The sequence below is a fragment of the Cohnella soli genome, assembly GCF_042655525.1.
GTDB classification, from domain to species: domain Bacteria; phylum Bacillota; class Bacilli; order Paenibacillales; family Paenibacillaceae; genus Cohnella; species Cohnella soli.
On record NZ_JBHSMI010000067.1, the window covers coordinates 509,554 to 533,855 of the forward strand.

Below are 24,302 nucleotides of genomic sequence, written 5' to 3' on the forward strand. Positions count from 1 at the left end.
AAATAGGTTCACCGCGATGCTGCCGTAACTTTCGCTGGCGCCTTCATCTCCTCAATTCGCAAAATCTGATCGGCTGCAACGTCCGTAAGTTCCTGGACTCTGCCGCTAGGCCATTCGATTCGGATATGATCCGCTTTGGTCGAAGCTTTCAATCCGAAGTGGATTCGTGGATCGCTCTGCCCGCCATGGCTGTTGCCGCCGTCTCGTTCGATGACCGTCTTGATGTTCTTTACGGTAAAGATCACTTTAGCGCCAACTGCATCGCGGTTGCTGGGAGATACGCCGATCAACTGAAGCGTAAGCCAATGATTCCCGGTATTGTTGATATTTTTATAAACCCGCACCGGCCCTCCCTGATTGGCAAAAACGAAGTCCAACGTCCCCCGGTTCCACAAATCGACTGCGGCAATCCCTCTTCCATCTTCGGTAAAGGTTAGGCCGACTTCTTGCGCGACGTCCCGAAATGCAGCAGCGTCATTATAGAACAGTTTCTTTTTCTCATAACCCGACATGCTCTTGTTTCCAAAATCCGGCCAGTTCCGGGTGTCCTCCACGATATATCCAGGAGTCGTCGCCAGAACGCCCATATCGAACCAATAATCCTTGTTCCGGCTAGCCGAAATGAAGCCGTTCGTAACCATAAGGCTGAACTCGCCGCTATTATCGACATCGAGGAATTTGGCCCCCCATGAAAACCCAGCCTGTTTCACTCCGAGTTCTTCTGCCCGGTCCTGATACTCACCGAAGCTATCAGCTTGCCACAGCTGGTTTCCTTCCAGCAAATACGTCTCCTTGCTAATGTTGCTGACATAGTTGGCTAACCGGCCATTATGGGAAATATCCGCAAAATCCACGTTCATGCTTTTGTACGTATCATCGCCGATGCCGCGTTTTTGAACGACCTTAGTAAACCCTTTCCCCTGTTCATTCAAATAAAGAGAATCAGGTCCAAAATCGTTTGCATTATAAATGTCCGGCCATCCGTCACCGTTCAGATCCGCCGTTCCCGTCGCCAGCGTCCAGCCGGTGTCGTCGACACCCAAATCCTTCGCCACATCGGTAAACGTTCCGTCTCCGTTGTTCCGGTACAACACATTTCGCCCCCCGTTCCGGGCGCGTTCGAAGTCGCTATGCATGATTTTGGTGGAAGTGAGATGCCACAAATCGTCAGTCTCCCGGAAGTAGCAGCCCAAATAAAGATCAAGGAAACCATCCTTGTTGTAATCAATCGCAATGACTTTGTTCACGTACCCCTGGTATCCGACGCCTGCTTCATCGGTAACTTCATGAAACTTGCCGTTTCCGTCATTATGAAATAAACGGCTTTTTCCCCAGGCTCCTACGAAAAGATCCGGAAGGCCGTCATTGTCATAATCCAACCAAAGCGCCGTTTGAGAGATGCCTTGCGTGTTGACGTCCGCAACGCCTGCCTGCTTCGCAGCTTCCGTGAACGTCCCGTCGCCGTTATTGAGGTATAGTGCATTGCGACTGTTCCGTTTGCTGTTAATCAAATAGAAATCCATTAAACCATCCCCGTTGACGTCGGCAACGAATACGCCAGCCCCTGTAGAACCGAGCCATGGAAAGATGTTGGATACTTTCGGATCAAACGTATCCTTCTCATGCTGGAATGAGATGCCTGACTCCTTCGTAACCTCTTCAAACCGAAAACTAACATTTATCGGTCGGTCGGAGCAGCCTGCGGTTACGAATAGCACAATCGTTAAAAATGCTAATAAAGATACATAACGCTTCATGAGTACCTCCTTCAAGTTAAACGGTCAAGCAATGATCTTGTATCATCCATCCATCTCAAGTAATAATGATCGCTTGAGACAGCCTCTGAACAATCGAGCTGATCCCTTGCCTGGTGGACAAAAAACACGTATTGTCTGGCTCGGATCGCAACCGAAGGCATGTATTTATCGAGCTGAGCCTGCCAGTAGACCGGGTTTTGCAGTTGTCTCGCTTCCCAACCGAAAGCTTGCCCTTGTCGGAACGCCGTTCGATAGCAAGACGGCACTTGGTCTTCGGAACGTAATGCAAAGGAAAGGTTGTCGAACATGCTGTACGCTACCGCAAGCCCAAGACCGCTATAAGCATCACCGCGGAAAGCATATGGCAAATACTGAATTTCGGCGATTGCCTTATCCAGATCAAATCCGCAAATAAACCAAATTGCACGTCCCATGCCTTGGTAGCAGACACGCTGAAAGTGCCAAGGAAAATGATTGAATTTACGTGTAATCTGCTTATTTTCCGAATAAGAGAATAGGCCGATTTTGAAACCAACTCCGTCAAACACTATTGGGGCATATCGGGGATCAAGTTGTTGCAGCCACTTCCGATAGCCGCGGAACCGGAACCCGAATCGGATTTGCAAAAACCAGCCAAGGCCTACATAGTATTGATACAAATAATTCGGGTCCAGCTTGCGAAAGGAATTCTCGAACCGTTTACCGGCGGAAGGCAAGAGAGAAGCTTTCGCTCCAAATCCCATGCCCGTTCCTTCATAAGCAAAGCCTCTATAGAAATCCTCGAACTTGTCATCCAGACCGCTGCGCAAATGGTCTATGCCGCCCCCGAGCCGCAAAGCGCAGTTGTTGCCTGTAAGAAAGGCTCTAAGAATTAACGGAAATCGCTTCGAATATAACGTGCCATCTGCGACTTGGAACCGTTGTTGCATGCGCCTGATATTTACAACGAAGAGACGGAGGTAGATCAAGGGAAACGAAACGACGATAATTGTAATCGGAATGCAGACGAGCCACAATATGCTCATATTAACCTCTCTTGCGTTCAACGATGTCTATAATATCTCGGAGCTTGGTGATTTCACCCAATTCCTCCTCCGTCAGGCGGATGCCGAACTCTCTTTCCAAGTAAACTGCAAGCTCCAGTGCCATAAGGGAATCGATGCCGATGTCGGCAAACGAGGCATCAAGACAGTCTTCGTTCAGCGTTTCATCCACAAGTTGGGAGGCAAGCTCTATCAAACGCGCAGTCAATCTATTCATGTCGGTATTCATAAAAGTTGTCCACCTTTCAAGGAAGTAAGGTCAATCCACCGTCCACGACGATGACCTGCCCCGTTATATACGCTGCAGCATCAGAAAGCAGAAACGCCGTGACGGATGCTACCTCTTCGGGTTTGCCCAGCCTTCTCATCAGAGAAGCATCCGAGACTTGCCGAAGCTTGGCGGACGGTACATCCCGAAGCATCGCGGTGTCGATATAGCCGGGAGCAACAGCGTTCACGCGTACCCCGACACCTGCCGACTCCTTGGCGAGAGATTTCGTGAAACCGATCATTCCCGCCTTGGCGGAAGCATAATTCGTCTGGCCGCTAAGCCCGGTTAATCCTGCAACGGACGTCATATTCACTATGCTGCCGCGAGACATAGCGACCGTACGAAAAAGACCCTTTGTAATGAAAAACATAGATGTGAGATTGGTTTGTAATACCTCAGTCCAATCGCCTCCATCCATCTTGTACATTGGCTTGTCCCTCGTAATGCCCACATTATTGATGAGGAAATGCAGTTCTTTTCCCTCATCCTGCAGCGAACGAACAAGCCTATGATCTTCCTGATCATCGCCGTGTCGACATTTGAGAGGAATCGCTCGTCCGCCGTCGGCTCCGCAGGAGTGCCTCAATGACTGTGCGGCGGACTGATCGCTGCCGTAAGTAAATAGCACCTCAGCCCCGGCATCAGCGAGTAATTTGACAATTTCACGACCAATGCCTCGCGACCCGCCGGTCACTAGTGCCCGCTTGCCTTGGAAATCCCATTTTACTTGCAAGTCCTCACTCACCTTCCCTTACAGACTCGAACACTGCCGCTGCCTGAAAACCACCATAGGCCGGGACAGATTTCATCGCTCTACGGATATTACGTTCTTTCAAAGTTGTGGAAATGGGCAGCGATAGCCGCGGATCGGGGGACGTGCAATTTGCAGTAGGTGGAATCAGGCCATCCCTCATGCAGTGCAAGAGCGCGATTGCCTCCAGAAGGGCGTTTGCCCCGAGGGTATGACCGATACTTCCTTTAAAAGCGGCGATGGCAGGTATAGATGGAAACGCACGCCGGATCTCCTCCGCCTCGTAACGATCCCATAACGTGCTTCCCGTGCCATGCGGAATCAACAAGTCGATCGGTTCGCGCGATCCTATTCCGGAAGCTTCCTTCATTACTGTGGAATAAGTGTGGGAGGGATAATCCGGAAGCGTCATTTGCCACGTATCCTGCTTTAGAGAAGCGCCAGCATAGGAGGCCCATGGCCGGGTTGCGCGCAAGGAAGCGGAAGCCGATGCTTCCAGCACAACGGCTGCCGCACCGTCTCCAAGGATGGAACCGTCGCGACCAGAATCGAAAGGCTTCAACTGCTGTTTCTCCGAGCCGAATCCCTTCTGCTGCAGCCACATCGATTCCGTTACGTGGGCGTAATCCGAACAAACAACAAGCGCCAAGTTCGATTGCCTGCTGCGGATAAACTGGCTCCCCAATTCAAGCGCATAGAGTCCCGAGGCACACGCATTGTTGACTACATACCCGATGCCTCTCACATCCAGCAGTTTCGCTAAATAAAACAGGTAAGGGAAAGTTTGCAATCCGTAGAAGGAATGACGATAAGCAGTGTAATCTTGCCAGGGGTCCGCACCGGCCAGCGGCGATCCGCCGTCGGCATAAGCCGATGACGCCAGAATGCGATCCACGAGCCGATTAACACCAAGATTTTCATGGCCGATGACGAGTGTCGCCTGGCGTCTATGCTCCATCGTAAGCTTCGCTTCGTCAATGGCCAGCAAAGCCGCGACGGCGAGTAATTGAAAATCCGGGTCATTAGCCAGCCCCTCTTCGAGCAACCAGTCATAATCTTGTGGAGACACCCACGTACGCAAGTCGAGGGCTGGCGCCGCATATACCGGATACGACACTTGCAGGCCGTCCCCGGCCGCATAGGAACGAGTCGTTTGGTTTACACGACCTGCAAGTATCGTTTCCCAGAGCGCATCGGATCCGATTCCCCCGGCAGAAACTGCCCCGGTTCCGGTTACCAGAACATGGCGATTACCCATGGCCTTCACCGATAGAGTCGACAGGATCAAGCGAGAACATATAATAACCGTTAGCTTGCCGGGTGACGAACGGTTGAATGACGGAAGGTCTGCGAGGTTCCATTCGCGCATGGTACAAAGAGGCGAGAGCCAAGAAACAATTCGACGGTTTAATGAGCAGTGATTCGTCGGACATATAGGCATGTGGCCCTTGCAACGTAACTCTCACTGCCCTTTCCGGAACGACAGGCGGCAGCAACACATCATCTCGTTGAAACAGCAAAGCCACTACGGATTCGGGGCCGCTGGAGACATCTGCAACGCTTCGCAACCTTGATGGAGGATGAACCTCGATGGCGCAGCACATGACATAATCGGCTTGGCCGCTCGTTAACAGATCATAGGCGTATAGAAGCCCCATTGGACCTGACATTCGGCCATTAGACAACGTCGCATTCGGTCCGGTAATGCGGAAGTAAATAGAGGCATGTCCACCGATCGCATTCAAGACGGTATCAGGGAAAATCCCCGGGTTCACGTGGTTAACGCCGTAAGACTGTGCGTCTTCATACAGCGCAATGATCGGATCTAGATTGGAATGGCTGGTGCTGATGATGAGCCCCGTCTTGTCAGACAGTTCGGAATTTTCAATCGGCATAGCCCAATCGGCCGAACGGAAAGCTTCTCCGATCGCAAGCGAGCAATACTTACCGATGCGCGATTGGCGATGCAGCCCTCTCCAACCATAATCGTCCGGGTTTAAGTCGGGCAGCTTAAGATCGCCCCAATCGTTTAAGCCCTCCGGTTTCGGCAGAAAGGCTGTACCGACACCTGCCGGCGAGACAACTCCAACTCCGGTCAATAAAATCGATTTCAAACGAAAGTTCCCCTTTCCTGCACGGATCCAAGTGGAACCGATCCGATTCTCGATAGGATAATCGAGGTATTGATTCCACCGAAGGCGTATGCATTGGACATCATATGATCCACATTTACCGATACAGGCTCATTGGCGATAACGGCGACGGCACACGACGGATCCTTCGTTCGAAGGTGAAGCGTAGGCGGTAGAATTCCGGTTTCAAGTGCCTTCACGCATACCGCGGCTTCAATCGCGCTGGCTGCTCCCAACGTATGACCGATATGTCCTTTAATGGAGCTTGTCCGTATCTCCTCGCCGAATACTTCAGCCATAGCCACGCATTCCATCCGATCATTGGCCGGCGTTCCGGTGCCATGAGCACTAACATAGCCGATTTGTTCGGGATCAAGCTTTGCCATGGCAAGAGCCTTCCTCATCGCTTTGATCGAGCCTGCCGCCTTCGGGTCAGGTTGGGTAATGTGATGCGCGTCGGCGCTTAAACCGTATCCGGAGATGATCGCTCGCGGCTTAACGCCGCGCGCGACCGCATCCCGTTTCCGTTCCAGAATAAGCGCAGCGGCTCCTTCACCGAGCAGCAGCCCTTTGCGTTCAAGATCGAACGGGCGGCACACATCCGGTGCCATTGCGCGCAAGCTCGCGAATCCCGTAAACGCAATCCAGGACATCGCATCGACACCCGCGGCGATCATGACGTCGGCCCTTCCTAGCCGAAGCTCTTCCACTGCTCTGGCGATCGCCATATTTCCCGCCGCGCAAGCATTCGTGATCGTCCAACTGGGGCCATTCAAGGAGAACCATTCTCCCGCATGATCTGCCAAGACAGACGGCCCGCCTCGGGCGCTAATACCACGGCCTAACATCGCGTCCTCATAAGGGCTAATCTCACCCATCGTCGTTCCAACACTGATTCCGGCAATGCGGTCGTCCCACTCTCTATCAATCAGGCGGGCATTGTAAAGCGCATCTTCTACTACGGGCAGCAGCAGCCCTGTCGCCCGTCCTCCCGGCCTTCCTATTAACGATAAATGTTCGAAATCTTCAACTTCGCATCCGATCTGATGCTGATGCCCGGAAACATCAAAGGTACGAATCGTTCGTGCCCCGGATATTCCCGCCAGAAGTTTATCCCATGTTTCATCCAAGGTTGAGCCAATCGATGTGATTACGCCAATTCCGGTAATGACGATCTCTTCTTGGTCATCCAAGTGAACACACTCCCATTATTTCGTATCCCACAATACGCTCAGATCGGAAATCGATGGATCCGGTCGCTGAAACGTATCGATGCCGCGCGTTTCTTTTACCCGCTCACGGGCTTCCTCGCTATTTAGGCTTTTCCGGTCAGCAAGCGGCTTATCCTCCGGAAATCGCTTCGCTCCTTCCTTCCAAACCGCGATGCCCTCTTGGGACTTTCCTGCTTTCACAAGCGCATCTCCGTATGCTGTGTAGATCATAGGCCACAACGGGGAATCCATCTGCGGCATGAGCTGCTTGGCAACGGCCAGACAGTAGGCCAAATCCTGAATCGCCTTATCTGTCCGCTGAAGACCAGACGGCCAGTACAGGTTATTTAATCCACGTGCATAATGTGCCAGCCAGTCGTAGGGGTTCTCCGAGATGATTTCGTTCAGGATGGAAATAGACCTCGAAGAAATCTGTCCGAGCGAAGCCGTGCCCAAATCCGGGTTTTGCAGTTGGTCGATGTAGGCCAGCGCTTTCTGAAGCTTAAGTCGCTGCGTTTCGGAGCCCATTTCATTCGCAAATGCGATAAAAGCTTCCGCCTGGTCTGCCCTGGCCATTGCCGTTCGCAGTGCATTCGAATAGGCGAGATTATCGGGGGCCTTGGCTACAGCTTGTTGCAAATCCGCAATCGAATCCGAAATTGTCGAAACCGCCGGGTAGGTCCTCATCTCCTCAGAGAAGTCCAATCCGTACTGTTCGATTGTAATGCCTGGCGTGATCTCCGGAAGCTTATACGGCTTCGTCCACCAGAAATAAAACCCGACAGCCACAGCAACCAAGAGAAGTGAAACGGCGATCAGTAGTTTTTTCGTCATGCAAGCACTCCTTCATATCGTTCGTATCTAGGACGGCATGCGGAAGGATTCATTCCGAATTTCCGTTTGAACACTCTGGCAAAATGCGTCAGATCACTGTATCCGACGGTATAGCAAACTTCTGTAACGGAATTCCCCTGTTTCAAAAGGGAATGGGCTTTTTTCAGCCGCTTGTGAATGACGTACTCCTTAAAGCCTTTACCCGTGTAGCGCTGGAACGTTCGGGAATAGTGACAACGGCTCATATAAATGCTGGAAGCTACTTTATCGAGAGACAATTCGTGGTCGAATAAGTTTTCTTCAATGTAGGCAAGAGAGGAAGTGAACAGTTCATTCGACGCCGCCTCTTTGTGCCCAGGCTTGCGGACATCCAGCGTTCCGATCAGCTCAGCCAGCGACCTGGAAGTCAGGTGGGTCATGCCGGTAAGGACAATGATCGGACATTGAATGTGCTGACGAGAAGTTTGCCATAGAGCAGGAATCGTAGAGCCGTAAGCAATGAGTACGATCAACCGATACGCTTTCGGTTCCAGTATCGTTTCCAGCGCTTGGACATTTCTCAGACAAGCCACGTCCACGTCCTCGGGCCAATCTTCCATCCGGACCGTGTGTTCTTTTTTTTCATCGTAGAAGCAAATTAGAATTCTCATGCCCGTCATTTCACCGCCGTTTTCTTGGGATATACTTCCTTTTCTTTGCCGTCATGATCACAATAATAATGTTAATTTTGGAAAATAAATATGAATTTATTGCTTGTTCATCATCCTTTTTTGACAAGGTTCGTTCATATTACATGTTTTTCCATCAGGTGATCGTAAAATCGATTTTATACGCATATGCGTAAATTATCAACTAAATTATACGCATATACGTTTAAAATTAACAATAAAAGACGCAGACATCTCAACAAAAAAGGAGAGGTCACATGCCCCCGTATCGTATGATGGAGCAAATCGACACGAGGGAGGAGTTCAGCATGCCGTCCTTTGACCGTTTTGCGTACGGGCAGTCCGACCGACAATCCGAAGAACCTGAGCAGTTGTGTGAATGCTGCAACGATCGGTGCCGAAATCCGATCTACTTCGGGGAAGCGAACTGGGAATATTACGGAGAGTGGTACTGCAGCGCCCATTGTCTAGCAAAACAGATAGGAGCGGAAAAACGTTATGTCTCTTATTAACCGGTCGGCTAAAATCATCATGCACGAAGGACAAGACTATCATCTGCTCTATGAGCAAACTGTTGGATTTTTGAACTGGACGACGGCTTACCATTTTGACGACTTGCGATTTGTCCACCTGCTGCATCGAACGGAAAACAGCATGACGGGCAGTGTGACGAACAGAACGATGTATTTGCACTATAACGATGTGAAAAGGATTTTTTGGCAAATGCTTGGGGAAGAATTGATAGGGGACCACATGGCTTGAAGGAAAGGCGAAGTCTCTCTCCGTTGGATACGAGACTTCGCCTTCCTTCGTTGTTTATCGGCTAAAGTTAGTAATTTTCACGAAGCCGTCTTCGCCGACTCCATCTCCACCGGCCACTCGCTCAAAATCGCGTAAACTCATTTGGCCCAGCATGAAATCCAGGAAATGAAAAACTTCAGGCTCCGGATGCTTGGAATAAAATAAGTTATGGCTATTCTGGATATAGGATTTATACGATCCGCTCCCTCGCGGGTGAGCAATATGCACGTTTATCGCCTCCCGCAGGTAGCGAAACGACGCGAGAGCGTGTGCGGCCCGATAACCGAACTCCATATGTTCGAATCCCCATTCGCTGAAACGCTCGTCGAAGCCTTGCAGCGTGCAGAACAAGCTGACCGGAAGCGACAAATTCCCGCTCAACGCAGCCACCCAAGCGATAGGCGATTCTGTTCGGCCCGTCTGATCGAATAGCGAATAGACCAAACGACAATACTGGGGGATGCGGTCCCTTTTTGCCGATATGAACGACTCCAACAACAGCTTTCGATTTCGTTCGGGCTGCGCAACGTACATTTCCCGGACTTGTCCCACGCATACGGACTCTTCGTAGCGCTTAAACGCTTCAGCATGTGCACTGATAAATTGCGGCCTGGGCATGCGGTCTGCATCGCAAAACACGAGCAGCCCCCCCTTCGCCTTTCTCGCGCCAACATTGCGTGCAAAGGCTCTCCCGCTTCTTGGAATTCGAATGAGGCACAGGTTCAGATCTTCTTTATACGATTCGACGACGGCGGATATCGGCTCCGCAGATCCATCGTCCACGATAACGATCCGGAACCGATCCGGGGGCACATCCTGTCTGGCGAAGGCTTGCAGGGTGAGGGATAAGGGTAACGCTTGATTATGAACGGGGATAACGACGGTTATATCCATGGGTATTTGCCGTACCAGTGATACCAGCTGCGGAAGTAGGAAGTTCTGTGGAACTGCTCCCATTGCTTTACCGCAAGACTATCGACTGCTGGTTTGTGCGTCAGCGGCGGCTGGTTCGCTGGCATAGTATCCTGCGAAGTCTCGACCTCGCGGTCCGACGCCGAATCGCCCTGCTTTCGGTTTGTCCTCTCTTCTTCTAGCATACGCTGACTCCTTTTTGTAGATGATGAACCTATGGTAACTTCCTTTAGGCAAGAAAGACTCGGGGATTCTCTACGAAACGATGAAGCAATCATTAAATTATGCAAAAAAAACTTTTCATTCGAACAAATGTTTGGGATAATAAGGAGAACGTATGTTTGAAAAGAGAGGGAGGGATTGCTCGTGCATGAGATTAACCGTAAAATTCGCGAGCTGAGACGGTCCCGTCAATTAACGGTCTCCAAAATGGCGGAGTTGATCGGAGTGTCCCCAGGTAACATCAGCGATTGGGAGAGCGACAAGAAAAAATCCACCCCCTCCGCCAAAGCGCTGGTTGCCATTTCGGATACGTTTCAGGTTTCCCTCGATTGGTTGATGAAGGGAGAGTCTTCCGAGATCAGTTCGCCTCTTACGGCAAGCAATAACATGCTGCTGCACTCTTTGAGAGGATTGTTCGGTCAACTGACTGAGCAGGATGTTCAATTGCTGCAGAACGTCGCAGCTCATCTCGCTTCCAAGAATCCTACGTTTCCGTTTCTTTACACCGATAATCCAAGCCCTAGCAAGCCTAATGACGCTGGATCGAATATCGTTAAAGAAGCATCCCTTGCAGCCGAATATTTCGTAAAGCTCCCACTGGTGGGCAAAATTACGGCCGGTGCTCCGATCCTGGCTCAACAAAATATCGAGGATCATATTAACGTGCCCAAGCACATGGTCGGATACGGGCATCATTTTCTTCTTCGCGTGCAGGGGGAGAGTATGATTGACAAGGACATTCGCGATGGGGACATGGCCGTGATCCGACAGCAGCAGGATGCGGAGAATGGCGAGGTCGTTGTCGCTTTGATCGATAACGAGGAGGCAACCTTAAAAAGTTTATACAAAGAGAAAAATCATGTGCGGCTGCAACCGGCGAATTCCCGTATGAAACCTCTATTCTCGAAGAAGGTTCAAGTATTGGGCAAAGTCGTTGGCATCCTCCGCACCTCAGAATAATAAGGAGCAGAAGGTAAGTCATCAAGCCTGTCTGCTTTCTTTTTTTCCTTCGAGCTTAGCGCGTCTGTAACGTGACCGCAAATAGATGCATATTCGGATTGAAAGGAAACGTAATGCTAGTGATAGGGACCTCTGTGCGAGGAATATCCGACTTGTAATAGTAAACGTATTGATAAGCGCCACCGTCATTCATCACTTTGAAAGCAACCATGCAACTGTGGTCCTCCCACTCCCAAATCGTACTGCCGCAGCTCCAGTCAAGCAAATACAGATCAGCTCCTATCTGTTTGCCGTCCACACATTTGAAGAGCCAGTTCTCCCTGAAGTCCCCCCACTCCGCCAATCCAAGAATGTGTATCGACGAGTAATTGTCGGGAACAATTTGCAACGACTGTCCCTCGCAAACGAGGTTATCCCGTTCTTCGCCAGCGGGATCCGGAAAATGAAATGGAATGCCGAAAACATGCAAATTTTCTATTGAAGGCAGACTGTCCTTCAATAGAAATTGGCGAGCGATTCCAGCACCTGGTATTTCTCTGAGCAGATTTACCTGATCGGGGGAAGCGAGCAATTTATGATTAACGAATGGAGTCAACTCAAGGAATCGATAATGCGTCATTTAACTCCCCCATTGCTGCAGAAAACGTTGGTAGTTTCCAAGAAACCGCCGCTCCACCTCAGCCGCTTCCTCAAGCTTCCGAAGAAGAAATTGAAATGAACGGGGTTGATAAAAAGAAGAGTATTGATACTTACCGAACACAGAACGTATCAACTGCCAATCGTTGATGATTTGATCCAGATCAGCGATAAAGACTGTATCCTGAAAGACCTTTCTTATCTGGTACTTTCTAACCACATGGTTGTTGATGATATCGGTCAGCCGCTGAAAGAGTAAGTCAAAATTCCCTTCCAAATAGACCTGGAGCTTCGTTTCCTCCAATACAACCGACTCTAATAAACAACCAAAAGAAGCAAGCACTTTCAGGGCATCCATCTGCTCGGCCATACCGGATAGCGCAGATTCAATATAGCGAGCTCGCAATCCCAATTGACTCCGTTCGCGATCAAATATTTGTTGAGGGTCCCGTAGGTAATACTCCTGACCGATTGGTAAATCGTTCCCCCAATTTAGGCTATCATGGATGTTCTGGCATGAAACAACAATGTCCTGAAAAGGCACGTTTCTCTTCTCGTACAAGTAGGAGTCGCGGTATTCATGCTCGATAATGTGGAAAAGTTGACGCTCCGTGTCGTAACCGTGGATTAATAAAGAGTGGAGACAGTGAAGCTTATGAAACGTATCCGGGCGGATAGACAGGTAAAAACAATCGACGAAAACGATGACGGGATGCCCGTCGTCGATAGCCTGGACGATTCTAGAAACAACATTATCTCTCAGGTCAAGCCGAGGGCCTGCGATATTGATGTACTCCAGCAACTCCTGATCGGATCTGAGATATTTCGTAGCATGATAGATTTGATACGTCTCCTCGTCCATCTCGTAGGAGTGGGATTCATTTAGAATATAGCAGTCCTCAGTTCTTCCAAAATGCCGGATAACAGGAAATAATGCATTGTAGAAACAATTACGAAAATAGATCTCATTAAAAGGCGAGAATGGTTCGAGTATTTTATGTCTCTGCATAGGGTCAACCCATTGTCGACGACTGACCATTACTGCCAGAAGCCGGCTGTCTCCGGGGGATGATAGGTCTATGAAACTCCGGCTTCGGATTAGGCAATTGGCGATAATGTTCAAGTTCCTCTGCGGTCAAATAATAAGATTTCACTTCGCCCGTTTGACTTTGCTCCAAATCTTTATTGTAACGAGGAACAATGGTTCTTTTCGCTAAGTGTACTCTGGCCATCCGTCGCCACTCCTCTCGTTGTCGAATTCTTCGACCATAAATTGGGTGTCAAGCTTGCATGTGGTGCAGTTCATTAACAATACGTCCCAGGGGCTTGACGCCCCGCTTCGAAACAACGTTTCTTTCAAATGGCTCAACGCATTCTCGTTATACCAGCTGCCGAACTGAACATTCGACATATGCCGGATTTGCGATGAAGCGATCTCGCCAAGCAGATAGTTATAGTAATAAACCGGAAGTGTGGTCAAATGCGGGACAGCCGCCCAATAAGGAGAGTTCCAGTTCACATCTGGACGGGACACTCCCATTACGCTTTCCATCTGCGACCACCAAATGTCGTTAAGCGCCCCTTCCGGATTGCGATACAGCTCTCTTTCGAATTGGACGACAACGATCGTCCAATAGATCCGAACGAGCCTTCTCATTCGAATGGCTTCCTTGTCCGACCTCCTCCTTCCATCTTGCAATCCCATCTCATCAAGCCATTCTTCCTCATCCAATAGCCGTTCGAACAAGAGCGCAATCGCTTCACTTAAGAAAATATGTGCAGGTTGTCGAAGAATAAAGGGCAGATCCGAGCTCAATTGGCTCTCATATACGGCATGTCCGACTTCATGCAGCAAGATCCGAAGCCCACTCCGGTCTGGCCTTACATTACACAGAATACGAATGTCGTTGGCACGGTCGATATTCAAGCAGCAATTCGCTTGGTTTTTGCCCGGACGTTCCAACCAGTCCGCCGTTTGCAAAGTGGAGTCGATATTGATGTGGTTTTTATTTAACCATGAGGACAATCTGGGTAAGAGCGTAGACAGGCTCCACTTCATATCGCACGCCAGTCGGGTACTGCCGGGGATAAACGGATGCGTGTAATGCCAAGGGCGAATAACATTCGGAGAGATGCGAAAAAAATCGGACACTTCCCAATCGATTTGCGCTTTTGCCTTGCGGTAGGACTGATCCAATAACTTCCGAAGTTGATAAATATGGCGATCAAGGTCGTTCGGATCGATTTCTTGCGAATATAATTGCATCTCAAAATAGTCGGCAAATCCATTTTCTGTCGCGGTCCGGTTGCGCAGGCGGACCAATTCAAGGAGGCCAGGCGCGATCGACTCCCCTAGTTGCATGTTATTACGCCATAGCCGCTCACGTTCTGTCTCGTCCGTGATGGAGCGAAGCAACATGTCCACTTCTTGGGCACTCAGAGATGTGTCGTTGATCTTCGTACGGTACGTACTGATCGTGTAATGAAGCTCATTCCAGCGCTGCGTGATTTGTTCACGTAAGGCAGCATCTGTCGAATGTTCCAGCCTCTCGTTCTGCAGCAGTAGGAGCTGACGATCCACCAACCGATCTAAACCGCCGGATGTCTTGAGCAGCCCGACCTGCTCACCTAATGAAGAAGAAGCAACCGTGTTGTGGTAATCGACTTCACTCACAGCGAATTCGTCAGCCCACCTAGCTTCCCCTGTGGCAAGTACCATCCACAAAGCATTCATCATTTTGGAATAGACGCCGCTTAACGTTCGGTTAATCGAATTCATGGCGTCATGCGCTTGTATCATTCATTCCCTCCTGCTCCACCGTTGCTGCTCCGTTCGGAGATCTTGGACTACTTCGGCCACATGCGTGCTAATGTCCATCACCCGGTATATTCGTTCCACTACCCCCGAGGGGTCTATCAAATAAGTGATCCTTTGGACAGCAGGACTGCTTATGAGAGATTCTTCTGTCCGAGTGCCGAATCGATCCGCGATCGTAAAATCCTCGTCGGATATGAGGGGAAACGGCAATCTGTTTTTCCTTGCGAAACGGAGGTGAGAAACGACAGAGTCGGGACTAACCCCCAGGACGACGCACCGATAGGGAAGATCCAACTCAAAAAAATCCATATGATCCCGGAAGGAACAATTTTGTTCAGTACAAAAAGGAGTGTGATCTTTGGGGTAATAAAACAGAACAACGAACGCTCCTTGATAATCCTTCATAGAAATCATCTTCTTTACGCCTTGTTCTGCAGCAGGCAACTGAAAATCTGGAACCCTGTCTCCTATCTTCATCGCCAATTTGCAATCCCCCCTTGATCATTCAATGGAATGCACTGACTTGATTACAGCCTGACATAAAAATGCCTCTTCGCCTGGAGATAACGTCAAAGGAGGATAGAGAATTAGAACGCCGTTGAACCAATTTCCGAGCACGCCTTCCTGATGAAGCGCAGCAGACAGCTTCTCTCCGAAGGCAAAGTCTACTGGGGATTTAGTTGTTCGGTCGGAGACGAATTCGATGGCAAGCATTAGCCCTTTGCCACGAATGTCTCCAACATACGGATGATCGCGAAGAGCGGATTGTAGCGTGGACAAGAGCGAGGAACCCCTTTGTTCCGCATTAGAAATAAGGCAATTTTCATCCATGTAATCGAGTACAGCCAACGCGGCTGCACACCCAACCGGATGCCCGCTCTGCGTCGATCCGTGGAGGAAGATGCCTCCGTTGCCGAATAGCTGCTCAGCTATGGTCGCTGAAATTAGGGTCGCTCCCATAGGGAAATAACCTCCGGTCAATCCTTTGGAGAGGGTTAACAGGTCCGCCTGAATATTAAGCTCGTGTGAATAGATCCAGTTACCGGTTCGTCCAACGCCAGTTGCGACTTCATCCATAATGAGCAGAATGCCATATTTCTCAGTGATCTCTCTAATGGACTTTAGGTACGCTGGTGGGAGCGGAACGATTCCGTTCACTCCCTGGATCGGTTCGAGCAGCACAGCCGCTACCTCATTCGGTCCGACTTCGAAAATAAGCTCCTCCAGCAAATGCAAACAATCGTTAATGTTTTGCTGAAGCGTACCCTCAAGAGGAAGACGATAAGGATTCGGCACAGGAGCCGCGTAACATTCCGCCAATCCCGGTCCGAACGATTGCTGAATGCCAAGATGGGTGACGGATCCAGAACCAAAGGTTGTACCGTGATAACAGCCTTCCAAGCTGATGAATTTGATACGTTTCGTCTGCCCTTTGGAGATCCAATATTGCCGGGCAAGCCTCATTGCCGTTTCGACGGCGCCGGACCCGTCGTTGCTGTAAAATACTTGTCCGAACGAACTGCCTGATCGTTCAATCAAACGCCTCGACAGTTCCTCGATTAACGGATGGGTTTGTCCACAAGTGGAAGCAAAGTTCAATGTCTCGTATTGCGCACGAATCCGATCCAGTACGAATGGATTGCCCAAGCCTACGGACGGGACAGCAGTCGTCGCATACAAAAAACGATTGCCCTCACCGTCGTAAACCCATACACCCTCTCCCCGGGTCAAACAAATATTGCGGCTTTGAAAATCCCGCTCCGTCGTACTCGAAAACGGGGTCATATAGGAGAAGGGATGAAGCGTTGAATACGATGATTTTGGTTTATTTTTAAGCATAACGCAGGCTCCTTTCATAATGGAGGGCCACAAAGATATATACAGTATAGGGCTCTGCCCCCCACTTACACGCGGCTTCCTGTGCGCGCATTCGGCAATGGAAGCAGTGCCGGTATCGAACGATATCGTTATGGTAAGGGAAAATGAAAAAGGAGTGCTTTCCTTGCAGCAAAAAGTCCGAGTCGGCGTCCTGGGAGCCGGGAAAATTGCCCAGTTCCGGCATCTGCCCGAGCTGTCTTTTCGGGATGACGTAGAAATCCTATGTATTTGCGACAAAAACGTGGATCGGGCATCCGAGATAGCGAAGCAGTACGGGATTCCGCAGGTGTATGAGCATTTCGATCAATTGATCGCGGAGGAGCGTCTCGATGCGGTAACGATCTGCCTGCCGAACGCCTTGCATGCAGATGCTACCCTGCTTGCATTGGCTAAAGATCTTCACGTCCTGGTGGAAAAGCCGATGGCAACGACGATGGAAGATTGCAGACGGATTGTGGAAGCTTACAATCATTCGAATCGAATTGTGATGGTAGGATGCAATCAACGCTTTCATCCGTTAAACAGAAGAGCTAAAGAACTTCTTCAGTCAGGGGCAATCGGAACGGTATACCAGTTCTCCGCCAATTTTCATCATGGAGGACCGGAGCAGTGGAGCGTAGATGAACGAGACAGTTGGTTTTTCGATGCTGCTCAGTCTGGATCCGGTGTCACATTCGACTTGGGTTTTCACAAGATTGATTTGATCCGCTGGATGTTGGAGGATACAATCACGAATATTTCTTCCTTTCGAAGTCGAACCCGTGCCTGGACGGAAGTAGAAGATAATGCTGTCATGATGATTCAAACTGAGAGCGGTGCGATCGGAACAGTCAGTATCAGCTGGTGCAATCCACAACAGGATCACCGAACCTGTCTGTATGGCTCACGAGGGACGATCGTTTTTGGAGAGTCGTTGTTCGGGTTAACAGTTCATCATAACGACGGGGATAGCATGACCGAAGAAATTGTCCCGGAGTTTCGCACAGACGGCAAATTGAATTCTGGCGTCATTGACCATTTCGTCGACAGCATTGTTTCGGGCCGCCGTACAGATGCCGAGTGTACATCGGTATTGCCCAGCATGGAAGCTCTTTTTGCGTTATGACGTTCAAACACCCCGGCTGAACAATTCAGCCAGGGTGTTCGCTCTCTTACATCATGCCGCCCATACCGCCCATGCCACCCATGCCGCCGCCCATCGGAGCTGCAGACGATTCTTTCTCCGGCTTGTCCGCGACAAGCGTTTCGGTCGTCAGAATCATACCAGCCACTGATGCCGCATGCTGCAATGCAGAGCGGGTTACTTTCGCCGGATCCACGATACCTTCGTCGATCATGTGCACCCATTCATCCTTAGCCGCGTTGTAGCCGTAACCAGGTTGTTCACGCTTGAGTCGTTCGGCGATGACCGAACCTTCCTTACCCGCATTCGAAGCGATGATGCGGACCGGCTCTTCCAGCGCGCGCAGTACGATCTGCACGCCAGTGCGCTCATCCCCTTCGGTGATAAGAGCTTCTACGGCTTCCGCGACGTTCACGAGCGCCGTGCCGCCACCCGCGACGATGCCTTCCTCCACAGCCGCCCGCGTAGAGTGCAGCGCATCTTCGATGCGCATTTTGCGCTCTTTCATCTCGGTTTCCGTAGCTGCTCCCACTTTAATGACCGCCACGCCGCCTGTTAGCTTGGCCAGACGCTCCTGAAGCTTCTCTTTATCGAAGTCGGACGTCGTCTCTTCCAACTGCATACGGATTTGCTGAGATCGCGCGACAATGTCCGCTCTATTGCCAGAGCCGTCGACGATGACCGTATTCTCCTTCGTGACACGCACCGACCGTGCCCGGCCGAGCTGGTCCATCCGAGCGGTTTTGAGGTCGAGACCCACTTCCTCGGCAATGACTTGTCCGCCCGTCAGTACGGCGATATCTTGCAGCATTTCCTTGCGGCGGTCGCCGAAGCCGGGAGCTTTCACCGCCACGCAGACGAAAGTACCGCGCAGCTTGTTGACAACAAGCGTCGCCAGCGCTTCGCCTTCAACGTCTTCGGCGATGATCAGCAGCGGTTTGCCTTGCTGTACAACCTTCTCGAGAAGTGGAACGATGTCCTGAATACTCGAAATTTTCTTGTCCGTGATCAGAATATATGGATCGTCCAGACGAGCTTCCATTTTATCCTGATCCGTCACAAGGTAAGGAGAAATATACCCCCGGTCGAACTGCATGCCTTCGGTAAGCTCCATCTCGGTCGTAAAACCCTTGGATTCCTCCACCGTGATGACGCCGTCCTTGCCGACCTGCTCCATCGCTTCCGCGATGAGCTCCCCGACGCTCTCATCCGCGGAGGAAATCGCCGCAACCTGGGCGATGGATTGCTTGCCAGCGATTGGCTTGGCGATCTGCGCCAGCTTCCCGACCGCTGCTTTCACCGCTTTGTCCATCCCCCGACGGATCACCATCGGATTGGCGCCTGCGGCGACATTTTTGAGTCCTTCGCGAACCATGGCCTGCGCAAGTACTGTGGCTGTCGTCGTGCCGTCGCCGGCTACATCGTTCGTCTTCGTCGCCACTTCCTTCAGCAACTGCGCCCCCATATTTTCGTTCGGGTCTTCCAGCTCGATTTCCTTGGCGATCGTAACGCCATCGTTCGTAATCAGCGGACTGCCGAATTTTTTCTCCAGCACGACGTTGCGACCTTTCGGTCCAAGCGTCACCTTCACCGCATCCGCCAGCGCATCCACGCCTTTCAGCAGCGCGCGGCGAGCTTCCTCACCAAACAACAATGTTTTCGACATTCGTTCATAGCCTCCTATAAATGATCTTTTAGTTCAAAATCGCCAGCAGGTCGCTTTCGTGCAGAATCAACATATCCTGACCATCCACTTTCACTTCGGTGCCGGAGAATTTGGCAAATAACACTTGATTGCCAACCTTCACTTCCGGCTGAACTCGATGACCGTCTCTGAAAATGCCGGCCCCCACGGCGACGACGCGTCCTTCCTGGGGTTTTTCCTTCACCGTACCTGGCAGCACAATGCCGCCGGCAGTTTGTTCTTCCTTCTCAGTCGGCTGCACAAGCACCCGATCTCCAATCGGTTGAATCATGTTTAATATCCTCCATTTCCATTCTTCGTTTTTTGCGATGCCGCACTTCTTATTTTGCTGGAAGCCGGTTCTTATTTCTCAGCTTATATTTCATAAAATCGGCGTAATTTTGCATGTTCGCTTGCAGCCGGGAAAGAGCAACAATGACAGAGCGCTGTGAACGTCATATTTATTATGATCGTTACAAATGTGCCTGGGAGGGAAATGGAACCGTGACGGAAACAGAAAAGAGCAAAACCGTAAATACCATTTGGATCGAAGCACCCGTTTCGGAAATATGGCCATATGTGACTACAACCAGAGGGTGGAAGCTTTTTCTGGCAGACATCGCTTATATCGCCAACGGCAAAGAGGAAGTCGAGTTGAACGACCGTCTTCGGCTAGTTCTCGGAGAGCTGTCCAACCGCTCTGTTTGTACGGAATACCGGAGATACAAGGAAATTCTTTATGACGAGACGTATGCTTCCATCCTTCCGAACGGCAGGCTTTGGGAATACCGACTGGAGACCATGTTTACATTTGAAGAAGCGGACGGAATGACCCAAATGACCGTAACGGTGGACGGTTACGGCGAGGATGAGATGATGCAATGGGTCCGGGAATGCGGGGAAATGGGTTGGCGGCAGTCGCTGCTGCATTTGAAGAACGTCATCGAGCTCGGCCTGGATTTACGTGATACGATTTTTAATTATCCGCGGCTCGGCGTCTTGAATTACACAGCAACGGAAGAGCAACTCAAGAATCAGGGTCTAGCGGGCTCCGGAGTAAGAGGAAACTATATCAAAACTGTCTATCCGGGCGGCCCTTCCCACAAAGCGGGGTTGCCCGGGGGCTGCATCGTCGCTTCGATCGGCGGTGTAGCTGTTCCGGATTATCAGCGATTCGTAGAAGCATTAGGACGGTTTTACGGGAAACCCGGAAACATAGATTTGGTCTACTACGAACAAGGGGAGCGCAAAACGACGAATGTCGCGCTCACCTATGATGATCAGTTTACTGGCATGATTGATCCGAATAGCGTTCCACTTGAGGAAGTTCAGCGGAATCGCTCGGAGCGGTCGATATGATGGTTTAGACAAACGGCCTTGTAAGGAACAACTTCTGTTCCTCACAAGGCCGTTAGTTTGTAGGATAAAGCTTGTCCAACCCGGGGAGCGCATCGATGAATACAGACAGTTGTTGCGGCGTCCCTAGCGGATAACAACAGTCGGCGTAATCGACAGCCACTTTGCCTCCGCGTTCGATCAATCGATTATACAAGGGAGCGACGTACCATTCCCCTTCTGCCGGCAAAGGCTCCTTAAACGCTTCTTCCACCAATGCCAGAAAACGTCTCGTCGATGCGAAATAATAAAGTCCAGTCGTCGCCCAAGAAGAAATCACTTCCTTCTCCCGCACCGAACGAACCGAGCCGTCCGCATCCAAGTCAACGTAACTCATCGAAGGATCAGTGGATTGAAAAACGGAAATGAGACCGTCAATATCGGGATCCAGACGAGAAATCGTATGAGCCGCTCGTCCTCGCATGTAAGTGTCGCAATTATATATAATCAGCGGTTCGTCTTCCTTGTAATGTTCGCGTGCCAAGTAGACGGTTTCCGCTTGCCCTCTGCTCACGCCCGGAATCGATACGACGTTCGCTTCAGGAAAGGCGGAGCGGACGACATCCCACAAATAAGTGCGCCGCAAGTGCTCTTTCAGACATACAATGAGCAGATTCTCCTGCTTGAAACCCGGAAACAGGCTATCGAGCGCCCAATAAAGCATTGGCCGCTCGGCCGCCTCAATCAGCATTTTCGGTTGCACGTATCCCGCTTCCCGGAATCTTCTGCCCGCACCAGCTACAGGAATCACGATATTCATAGAAGGAGCTCCTCAGTTTGGCAACGGGACAAGCTGGTGTTTGTTAATGTTGTAATCGATAAAAATGAAAAATGTGCACCCTGTTTCCGTGTAGACGTCATGCGCCTCGCAGTCGATAGCCGTCAGGAAATCGCCAGCCATCATGATGTCGTCGTTAAGGCGTACCTCTCCTTCCACGAGAAAGGCGACTTCGCGCCGCGGATGATCGTGAAACGGGATCGAGCTCCCAGGTGCGCATTTGACCAGAAACGCCACCCTGCCTGTTTCCGGCTCCTCCCACAAATAGGCCATTTCCGTGTTCTCATACATCCCGTATTCCCACTTCATTTCGTTCTGGCGGACAATCAAATGCTTATGATTTTCACTCATTGCGATTCATCCTTTCCGGCAAGGTTTTTCCATATCGCCCCTGATGCAGATCGCTCCGAGGCCATCCGCTGTCGGCGCTTCCGCTCTTCCTCCTGCCCCGCGTCCGTCCCTTCGATCAAACCGGTGAACATACGGTCAATCGTCAAATCCAACACAACCTCCCCCTCCTGTCCATTACGTACGTAAGTAATGGTTACGGGGACTTTGCTCGCGTAATAGCCGGACACGACACGCACATAAGTTCGGTAATCGGGAACCGGCTTGCCGTCGATCGCAGTAATGACGTCTCCTTGCGCGAGTCCCCCGCGTTCCGCAGGTCCATTTGGAAATACGGTAAGCAAGTAATTGCCTCGCCCTTCCGGCACCCCCGTTTCCTCACATTGTTCAGCATTCACTGTACAATTCGTAATGCCCAGACGCGGATAACTGAACAGCTCGTTCCGCAAATCCATCCCGAGTTCGAGCACCGATTTCAAATTCAGGAGAGACCGTCGCCACCCCATCTCCAGGCATTCCCGGAACCATTGACCGTACGTATCCGAATCATATCCTTGCACTTCGAGCGTTAGTTTCGTAAATGCTTGTCCATATGACTCGAACGCGTATGAGGTCCGTACGGGAAATGGATCTACCGTGCCGTCGGGGGCCATCGATTCATAAGCGTCTGATAGGACGAACAGTTTGTAGGGCTCATAATGCAACACAACCGCTCGGTTGATAATGTCGCCGTAATACAAAGTAAATCGGTCTCCGATTTTCGGTTGCTCCGGGTCACCGGAGGTAAGCGCCTGATCGGTCAGGTAAGCGTTGCTTCCAAGCGTGGTCGCAACCGTCTTCCAGACCGTCTCGATCGGCGCTTCGATATAAGTCACATTCACCGACCGATCTTTCGGACAATCGATCATACAACTATTACCTCCCTTGTCAGGTTTGCGTATATATTATCAGCCCGCTGTGCGAGCGATTTGACTAAGCTGGGAAACGTGCACAGCATCTCCAGCATTTCTAGCTGCTTCGAATCTACGGTTTCAGCGGCCTTCGCAAGCGTAGCCCAAGAAGCTTCATACTGAGGGATGATCCTTTCATCCCGCCTGTACGCATACGATGCCATCGCTTGTTCCCAACCTTGTTGCCCGGACCATACTTGATGCAGGGATTCTGCCAAATATTCCGCGCAGCATACCGCATTGTCAATACCGACTCCGGCTACGGGATGCAGATGAGCTCCAGCATCGCCGACTAACGCCCAGCCAGCACCATAGGATGGCCGTAAGTAACCTTCGATCCGATCGAGCCCTTTTACTTTTCCCGATAGAGAGCAACGTTCCAGCCTTGGCTTTAATGTAGGGATTTCACGTAACCAGTTCATGGCGTTCGTATGCAATTCGTGTTGCCAGGAGCGCATCGTTTCACTTGGAATCATCAAAGCAATACAATGCATGGATTGGTCAATCGGATTAATGATCGCTACGCCGCCATCATGCCAATACCACTCCACGGTAGGAATCGCAAGCGGGGATACTGACCGTGCATAAAAATAACAGACCGCATGAGAATAAGTTGCGGATCGGGTCGCGGCAACGCGCATTCGACGGGCGACAGTAGAATTTCGACCGTCTGCCCCAATGACAACTTTCGCAGTGTGGCGGATCAGCTCTCCTGAGTCGCTTCTACACACTACACCTGTCACGACGCCATTTTCCTCGACAACGTCTATGAACTCCGTGTTCAGCAGCACATCCACATTCGACTGCAACGCTGCCGCCTTCAGCAGCATGGGATCGAGCAACTCGCGCCGCAGTCCTAATACACGTGTCGTCGCAGCCAACCTGGATTCCAGCACGCTGCCGTGCAAATCCACTCGCATACGGGTAATCAATGGCGCTCCGGCAGCATGCATGTTTGCCAGTATACCGAGTCTCTCATAGACCTCTACCTCGCCAATAATGTGCGTTGATAACACAGGGCCTGGTGAAGCGTATTTGTCAAGGAGCAGCACCCGATAACCGAGTTTCCCGAGGAATACGGCAAGCGCAGCTCCCGCGCATCGGGCTCCAACGATAATAGCATCGTGCAT

The 24,302-nt window shown here is 50.8% G+C and carries 28 protein-coding genes; 5 read left to right on the forward strand and 23 right to left on the reverse strand.

Annotated features, from left to right (window positions below; translation table 11 throughout):
• Window positions 1-8: 8 nt before the first annotated feature.
• From ACFPOF_RS31550 to ACFPOF_RS31590, 9 genes are read right to left on the reverse strand one after another with little or no spacing between them, the layout of a single operon-like run.
• Window positions 9-1,757 (reverse strand): CRTAC1 family protein, encoded by a 1,749-nt coding sequence (locus tag ACFPOF_RS31550; RefSeq protein ID WP_378139817.1) that lies wholly within the window; start codon window positions 1,755-1,757, stop codon window positions 9-11.
• 11 nt (window positions 1,758-1,768) lie between these two features.
• Window positions 1,769-2,782, reverse strand: a complete 1,014-nt coding sequence (locus tag ACFPOF_RS31555) for a DUF1702 family protein (protein ID WP_378139819.1) — start codon at window positions 2,780-2,782, stop codon at window positions 1,769-1,771.
• Between the two features lies 1 nt (window position 2,783).
• Complete coding sequence (locus ACFPOF_RS31560) at window positions 2,784-3,029, reverse strand: acyl carrier protein (RefSeq protein WP_378139821.1); 246 nt, start codon at window positions 3,027-3,029, stop codon at window positions 2,784-2,786.
• 16 nt (window positions 3,030-3,045) lie between these two features.
• A complete protein-coding gene (locus tag ACFPOF_RS31565) occupies window positions 3,046-3,804 on the reverse strand; it encodes an SDR family oxidoreductase (protein ID WP_378139823.1) in 759 nt (252 codons plus the stop codon).
• 4 nt (window positions 3,805-3,808) lie between these two features.
• Window positions 3,809-5,080 (reverse strand): beta-ketoacyl synthase N-terminal-like domain-containing protein, encoded by a 1,272-nt coding sequence (locus ACFPOF_RS31570; RefSeq protein WP_378139825.1) that lies wholly within the window; start codon window positions 5,078-5,080, stop codon window positions 3,809-3,811.
• Entirely contained in the window at window positions 5,073-5,936 is an 864-nt protein-coding gene (locus ACFPOF_RS31575) for a beta-ketoacyl synthase N-terminal-like domain-containing protein (protein ID WP_378139827.1), read from the reverse strand. Before ACFPOF_RS31575 ends, ACFPOF_RS31570 begins: the two co-directional genes overlap by 8 nt.
• Entirely contained in the window at window positions 5,933-7,147 is a 1,215-nt protein-coding gene (locus ACFPOF_RS31580; RefSeq protein WP_378139830.1) for a beta-ketoacyl-[acyl-carrier-protein] synthase family protein, read from the reverse strand. Before ACFPOF_RS31580 ends, ACFPOF_RS31575 begins: the two co-directional genes overlap by 4 nt.
• Before the next feature lie 15 nt (window positions 7,148-7,162).
• Window positions 7,163-7,999 carry a tetratricopeptide repeat protein gene (locus tag ACFPOF_RS31585; protein WP_378139831.1) on the reverse strand — a complete coding sequence of 279 codons (837 nt, stop codon included), beginning with the start codon at window positions 7,997-7,999 and terminating at the stop codon, window positions 7,163-7,165.
• Window positions 7,996-8,649 (reverse strand): helix-turn-helix transcriptional regulator, encoded by a 654-nt coding sequence (locus ACFPOF_RS31590; RefSeq protein ID WP_378139833.1) that lies wholly within the window; start codon window positions 8,647-8,649, stop codon window positions 7,996-7,998. The genes ACFPOF_RS31585 and ACFPOF_RS31590 overlap by 4 nt, the downstream gene beginning before the upstream one ends.
• A 275-nt stretch (window positions 8,650-8,924) precedes the next feature.
• Between ACFPOF_RS31590 and ACFPOF_RS31595 the strand changes: the two genes are divergently transcribed.
• Window positions 8,925-9,179 carry a hypothetical protein gene (locus tag ACFPOF_RS31595; protein WP_378139835.1) on the forward strand — a complete coding sequence of 85 codons (255 nt, stop codon included), beginning with the start codon at window positions 8,925-8,927 and terminating at the stop codon, window positions 9,177-9,179.
• Window positions 9,166-9,429: a hypothetical protein gene (locus ACFPOF_RS31600; protein WP_378139837.1), complete on the forward strand. Its 264-nt coding sequence runs from the start codon at window positions 9,166-9,168 to the stop codon at window positions 9,427-9,429. Before ACFPOF_RS31595 ends, ACFPOF_RS31600 begins: the two co-directional genes overlap by 14 nt.
• A gap of 54 nt (window positions 9,430-9,483) precedes the next feature.
• On the opposite strand, the gene ACFPOF_RS31605 is transcribed toward ACFPOF_RS31600, so the two are convergent.
• Both ACFPOF_RS31605 and ACFPOF_RS31610 read right to left on the reverse strand, forming a co-directional pair.
• Entirely contained in the window at window positions 9,484-10,362 is an 879-nt protein-coding gene (locus ACFPOF_RS31605; RefSeq protein ID WP_378139839.1) for a glycosyltransferase family 2 protein, read from the reverse strand.
• Window positions 10,353-10,565, reverse strand: coding sequence for a hypothetical protein (locus tag ACFPOF_RS31610; protein WP_378139841.1), 213 nt, complete (start codon window positions 10,563-10,565; stop codon window positions 10,353-10,355). The genes ACFPOF_RS31605 and ACFPOF_RS31610 overlap by 10 nt, the downstream gene beginning before the upstream one ends.
• A 181-nt stretch (window positions 10,566-10,746) precedes the next feature.
• Here ACFPOF_RS31610 and lexA point away from each other — a divergent pair, with 181 nt between their 5' ends.
• Window positions 10,747-11,562: a transcriptional repressor LexA gene (gene lexA / locus ACFPOF_RS31615; RefSeq protein WP_378139843.1), complete on the forward strand. Its 816-nt coding sequence runs from the start codon at window positions 10,747-10,749 to the stop codon at window positions 11,560-11,562.
• 55 nt (window positions 11,563-11,617) lie between these two features.
• On the opposite strand, the gene ACFPOF_RS31620 is transcribed toward lexA, so the two are convergent.
• Genes ACFPOF_RS31620 through ACFPOF_RS31645 form a run of 6 tightly spaced genes read right to left on the reverse strand, consistent with a single transcriptional unit; the run spans window position 11,618 to window position 16,855 of the window.
• Complete coding sequence (locus ACFPOF_RS31620; protein WP_378139845.1) at window positions 11,618-12,181, reverse strand: hypothetical protein; 564 nt, start codon at window positions 12,179-12,181, stop codon at window positions 11,618-11,620.
• Window positions 12,182-13,207: a cysteine peptidase family C39 domain-containing protein gene (locus ACFPOF_RS31625; protein WP_378139847.1), complete on the reverse strand. Its 1,026-nt coding sequence runs from the start codon at window positions 13,205-13,207 to the stop codon at window positions 12,182-12,184.
• A 4-nt stretch (window positions 13,208-13,211) separates the two neighbouring features.
• Window positions 13,212-13,430: a hypothetical protein gene (locus tag ACFPOF_RS31630; protein WP_378139848.1), complete on the reverse strand. Its 219-nt coding sequence runs from the start codon at window positions 13,428-13,430 to the stop codon at window positions 13,212-13,214.
• Window positions 13,412-14,998 (reverse strand): M2 family metallopeptidase, encoded by a 1,587-nt coding sequence (locus ACFPOF_RS31635; protein WP_378139850.1) that lies wholly within the window; start codon window positions 14,996-14,998, stop codon window positions 13,412-13,414. Before ACFPOF_RS31635 ends, ACFPOF_RS31630 begins: the two co-directional genes overlap by 19 nt.
• The gene (locus ACFPOF_RS31640; protein ID WP_378140467.1) at window positions 14,999-15,493 is read right to left on the reverse strand and encodes a peroxiredoxin; all 495 of its coding nucleotides are present in this window, start codon (window positions 15,491-15,493) and stop codon (window positions 14,999-15,001) included.
• Window positions 15,494-15,517: 24 nt separating this feature from the next.
• On the reverse strand, window positions 15,518-16,855 hold the full coding sequence (locus ACFPOF_RS31645) for an aminotransferase family protein (protein WP_378139852.1): 1,338 nt from the start codon (window positions 16,853-16,855) through the stop codon (window positions 15,518-15,520).
• Between the two features lie 163 nt (window positions 16,856-17,018).
• On the opposite strand from ACFPOF_RS31645, the gene ACFPOF_RS31650 reads away from it, so the two are divergent.
• A complete protein-coding gene (locus ACFPOF_RS31650) occupies window positions 17,019-17,999 on the forward strand; it encodes a Gfo/Idh/MocA family protein (RefSeq protein ID WP_378139854.1) in 981 nt (326 codons plus the stop codon).
• 46 nt (window positions 18,000-18,045) lie between these two features.
• Here the strand turns inward: ACFPOF_RS31650 and groL are convergent, their stop codons facing one another.
• Entirely contained in the window at window positions 18,046-19,683 is a 1,638-nt protein-coding gene (groL, locus tag ACFPOF_RS31655; RefSeq protein WP_378139856.1) for a chaperonin GroEL, read from the reverse strand.
• A 28-nt stretch (window positions 19,684-19,711) separates the two neighbouring features.
• Complete coding sequence (gene groES / locus ACFPOF_RS31660; protein ID WP_378139858.1) at window positions 19,712-19,993, reverse strand: co-chaperone GroES; 282 nt, start codon at window positions 19,991-19,993, stop codon at window positions 19,712-19,714.
• Window positions 19,994-20,205: 212 nt separating this feature from the next.
• Between groES and ACFPOF_RS31665 the strand changes: the two genes are divergently transcribed.
• Window positions 20,206-21,060, forward strand: a complete 855-nt coding sequence (locus ACFPOF_RS31665; protein ID WP_378139860.1) for a hypothetical protein — start codon at window positions 20,206-20,208, stop codon at window positions 21,058-21,060.
• A 52-nt stretch (window positions 21,061-21,112) separates the two neighbouring features.
• On the opposite strand, the gene ACFPOF_RS31670 is transcribed toward ACFPOF_RS31665, so the two are convergent.
• The 4 genes from ACFPOF_RS31670 to ACFPOF_RS31685 are packed head-to-tail and all read right to left on the reverse strand — an operon-like array spanning window position 21,113 to window position 24,302.
• A complete protein-coding gene (locus ACFPOF_RS31670; protein WP_378139862.1) occupies window positions 21,113-21,856 on the reverse strand; it encodes a glycosyltransferase family 2 protein in 744 nt (247 codons plus the stop codon).
• 12 nt (window positions 21,857-21,868) lie between these two features.
• Window positions 21,869-22,225, reverse strand: coding sequence for a cupin domain-containing protein (locus ACFPOF_RS31675; RefSeq protein ID WP_378139863.1), 357 nt, complete (start codon window positions 22,223-22,225; stop codon window positions 21,869-21,871).
• Entirely contained in the window at window positions 22,222-23,130 is a 909-nt protein-coding gene (locus tag ACFPOF_RS31680; RefSeq protein WP_378139865.1) for a PDZ domain-containing protein, read from the reverse strand. Before ACFPOF_RS31680 ends, ACFPOF_RS31675 begins: the two co-directional genes overlap by 4 nt.
• Entirely contained in the window at window positions 23,127-24,302 is a 1,176-nt protein-coding gene (locus ACFPOF_RS31685) for an NAD(P)/FAD-dependent oxidoreductase (protein ID WP_378139867.1), read from the reverse strand. The genes ACFPOF_RS31680 and ACFPOF_RS31685 overlap by 4 nt, the downstream gene beginning before the upstream one ends.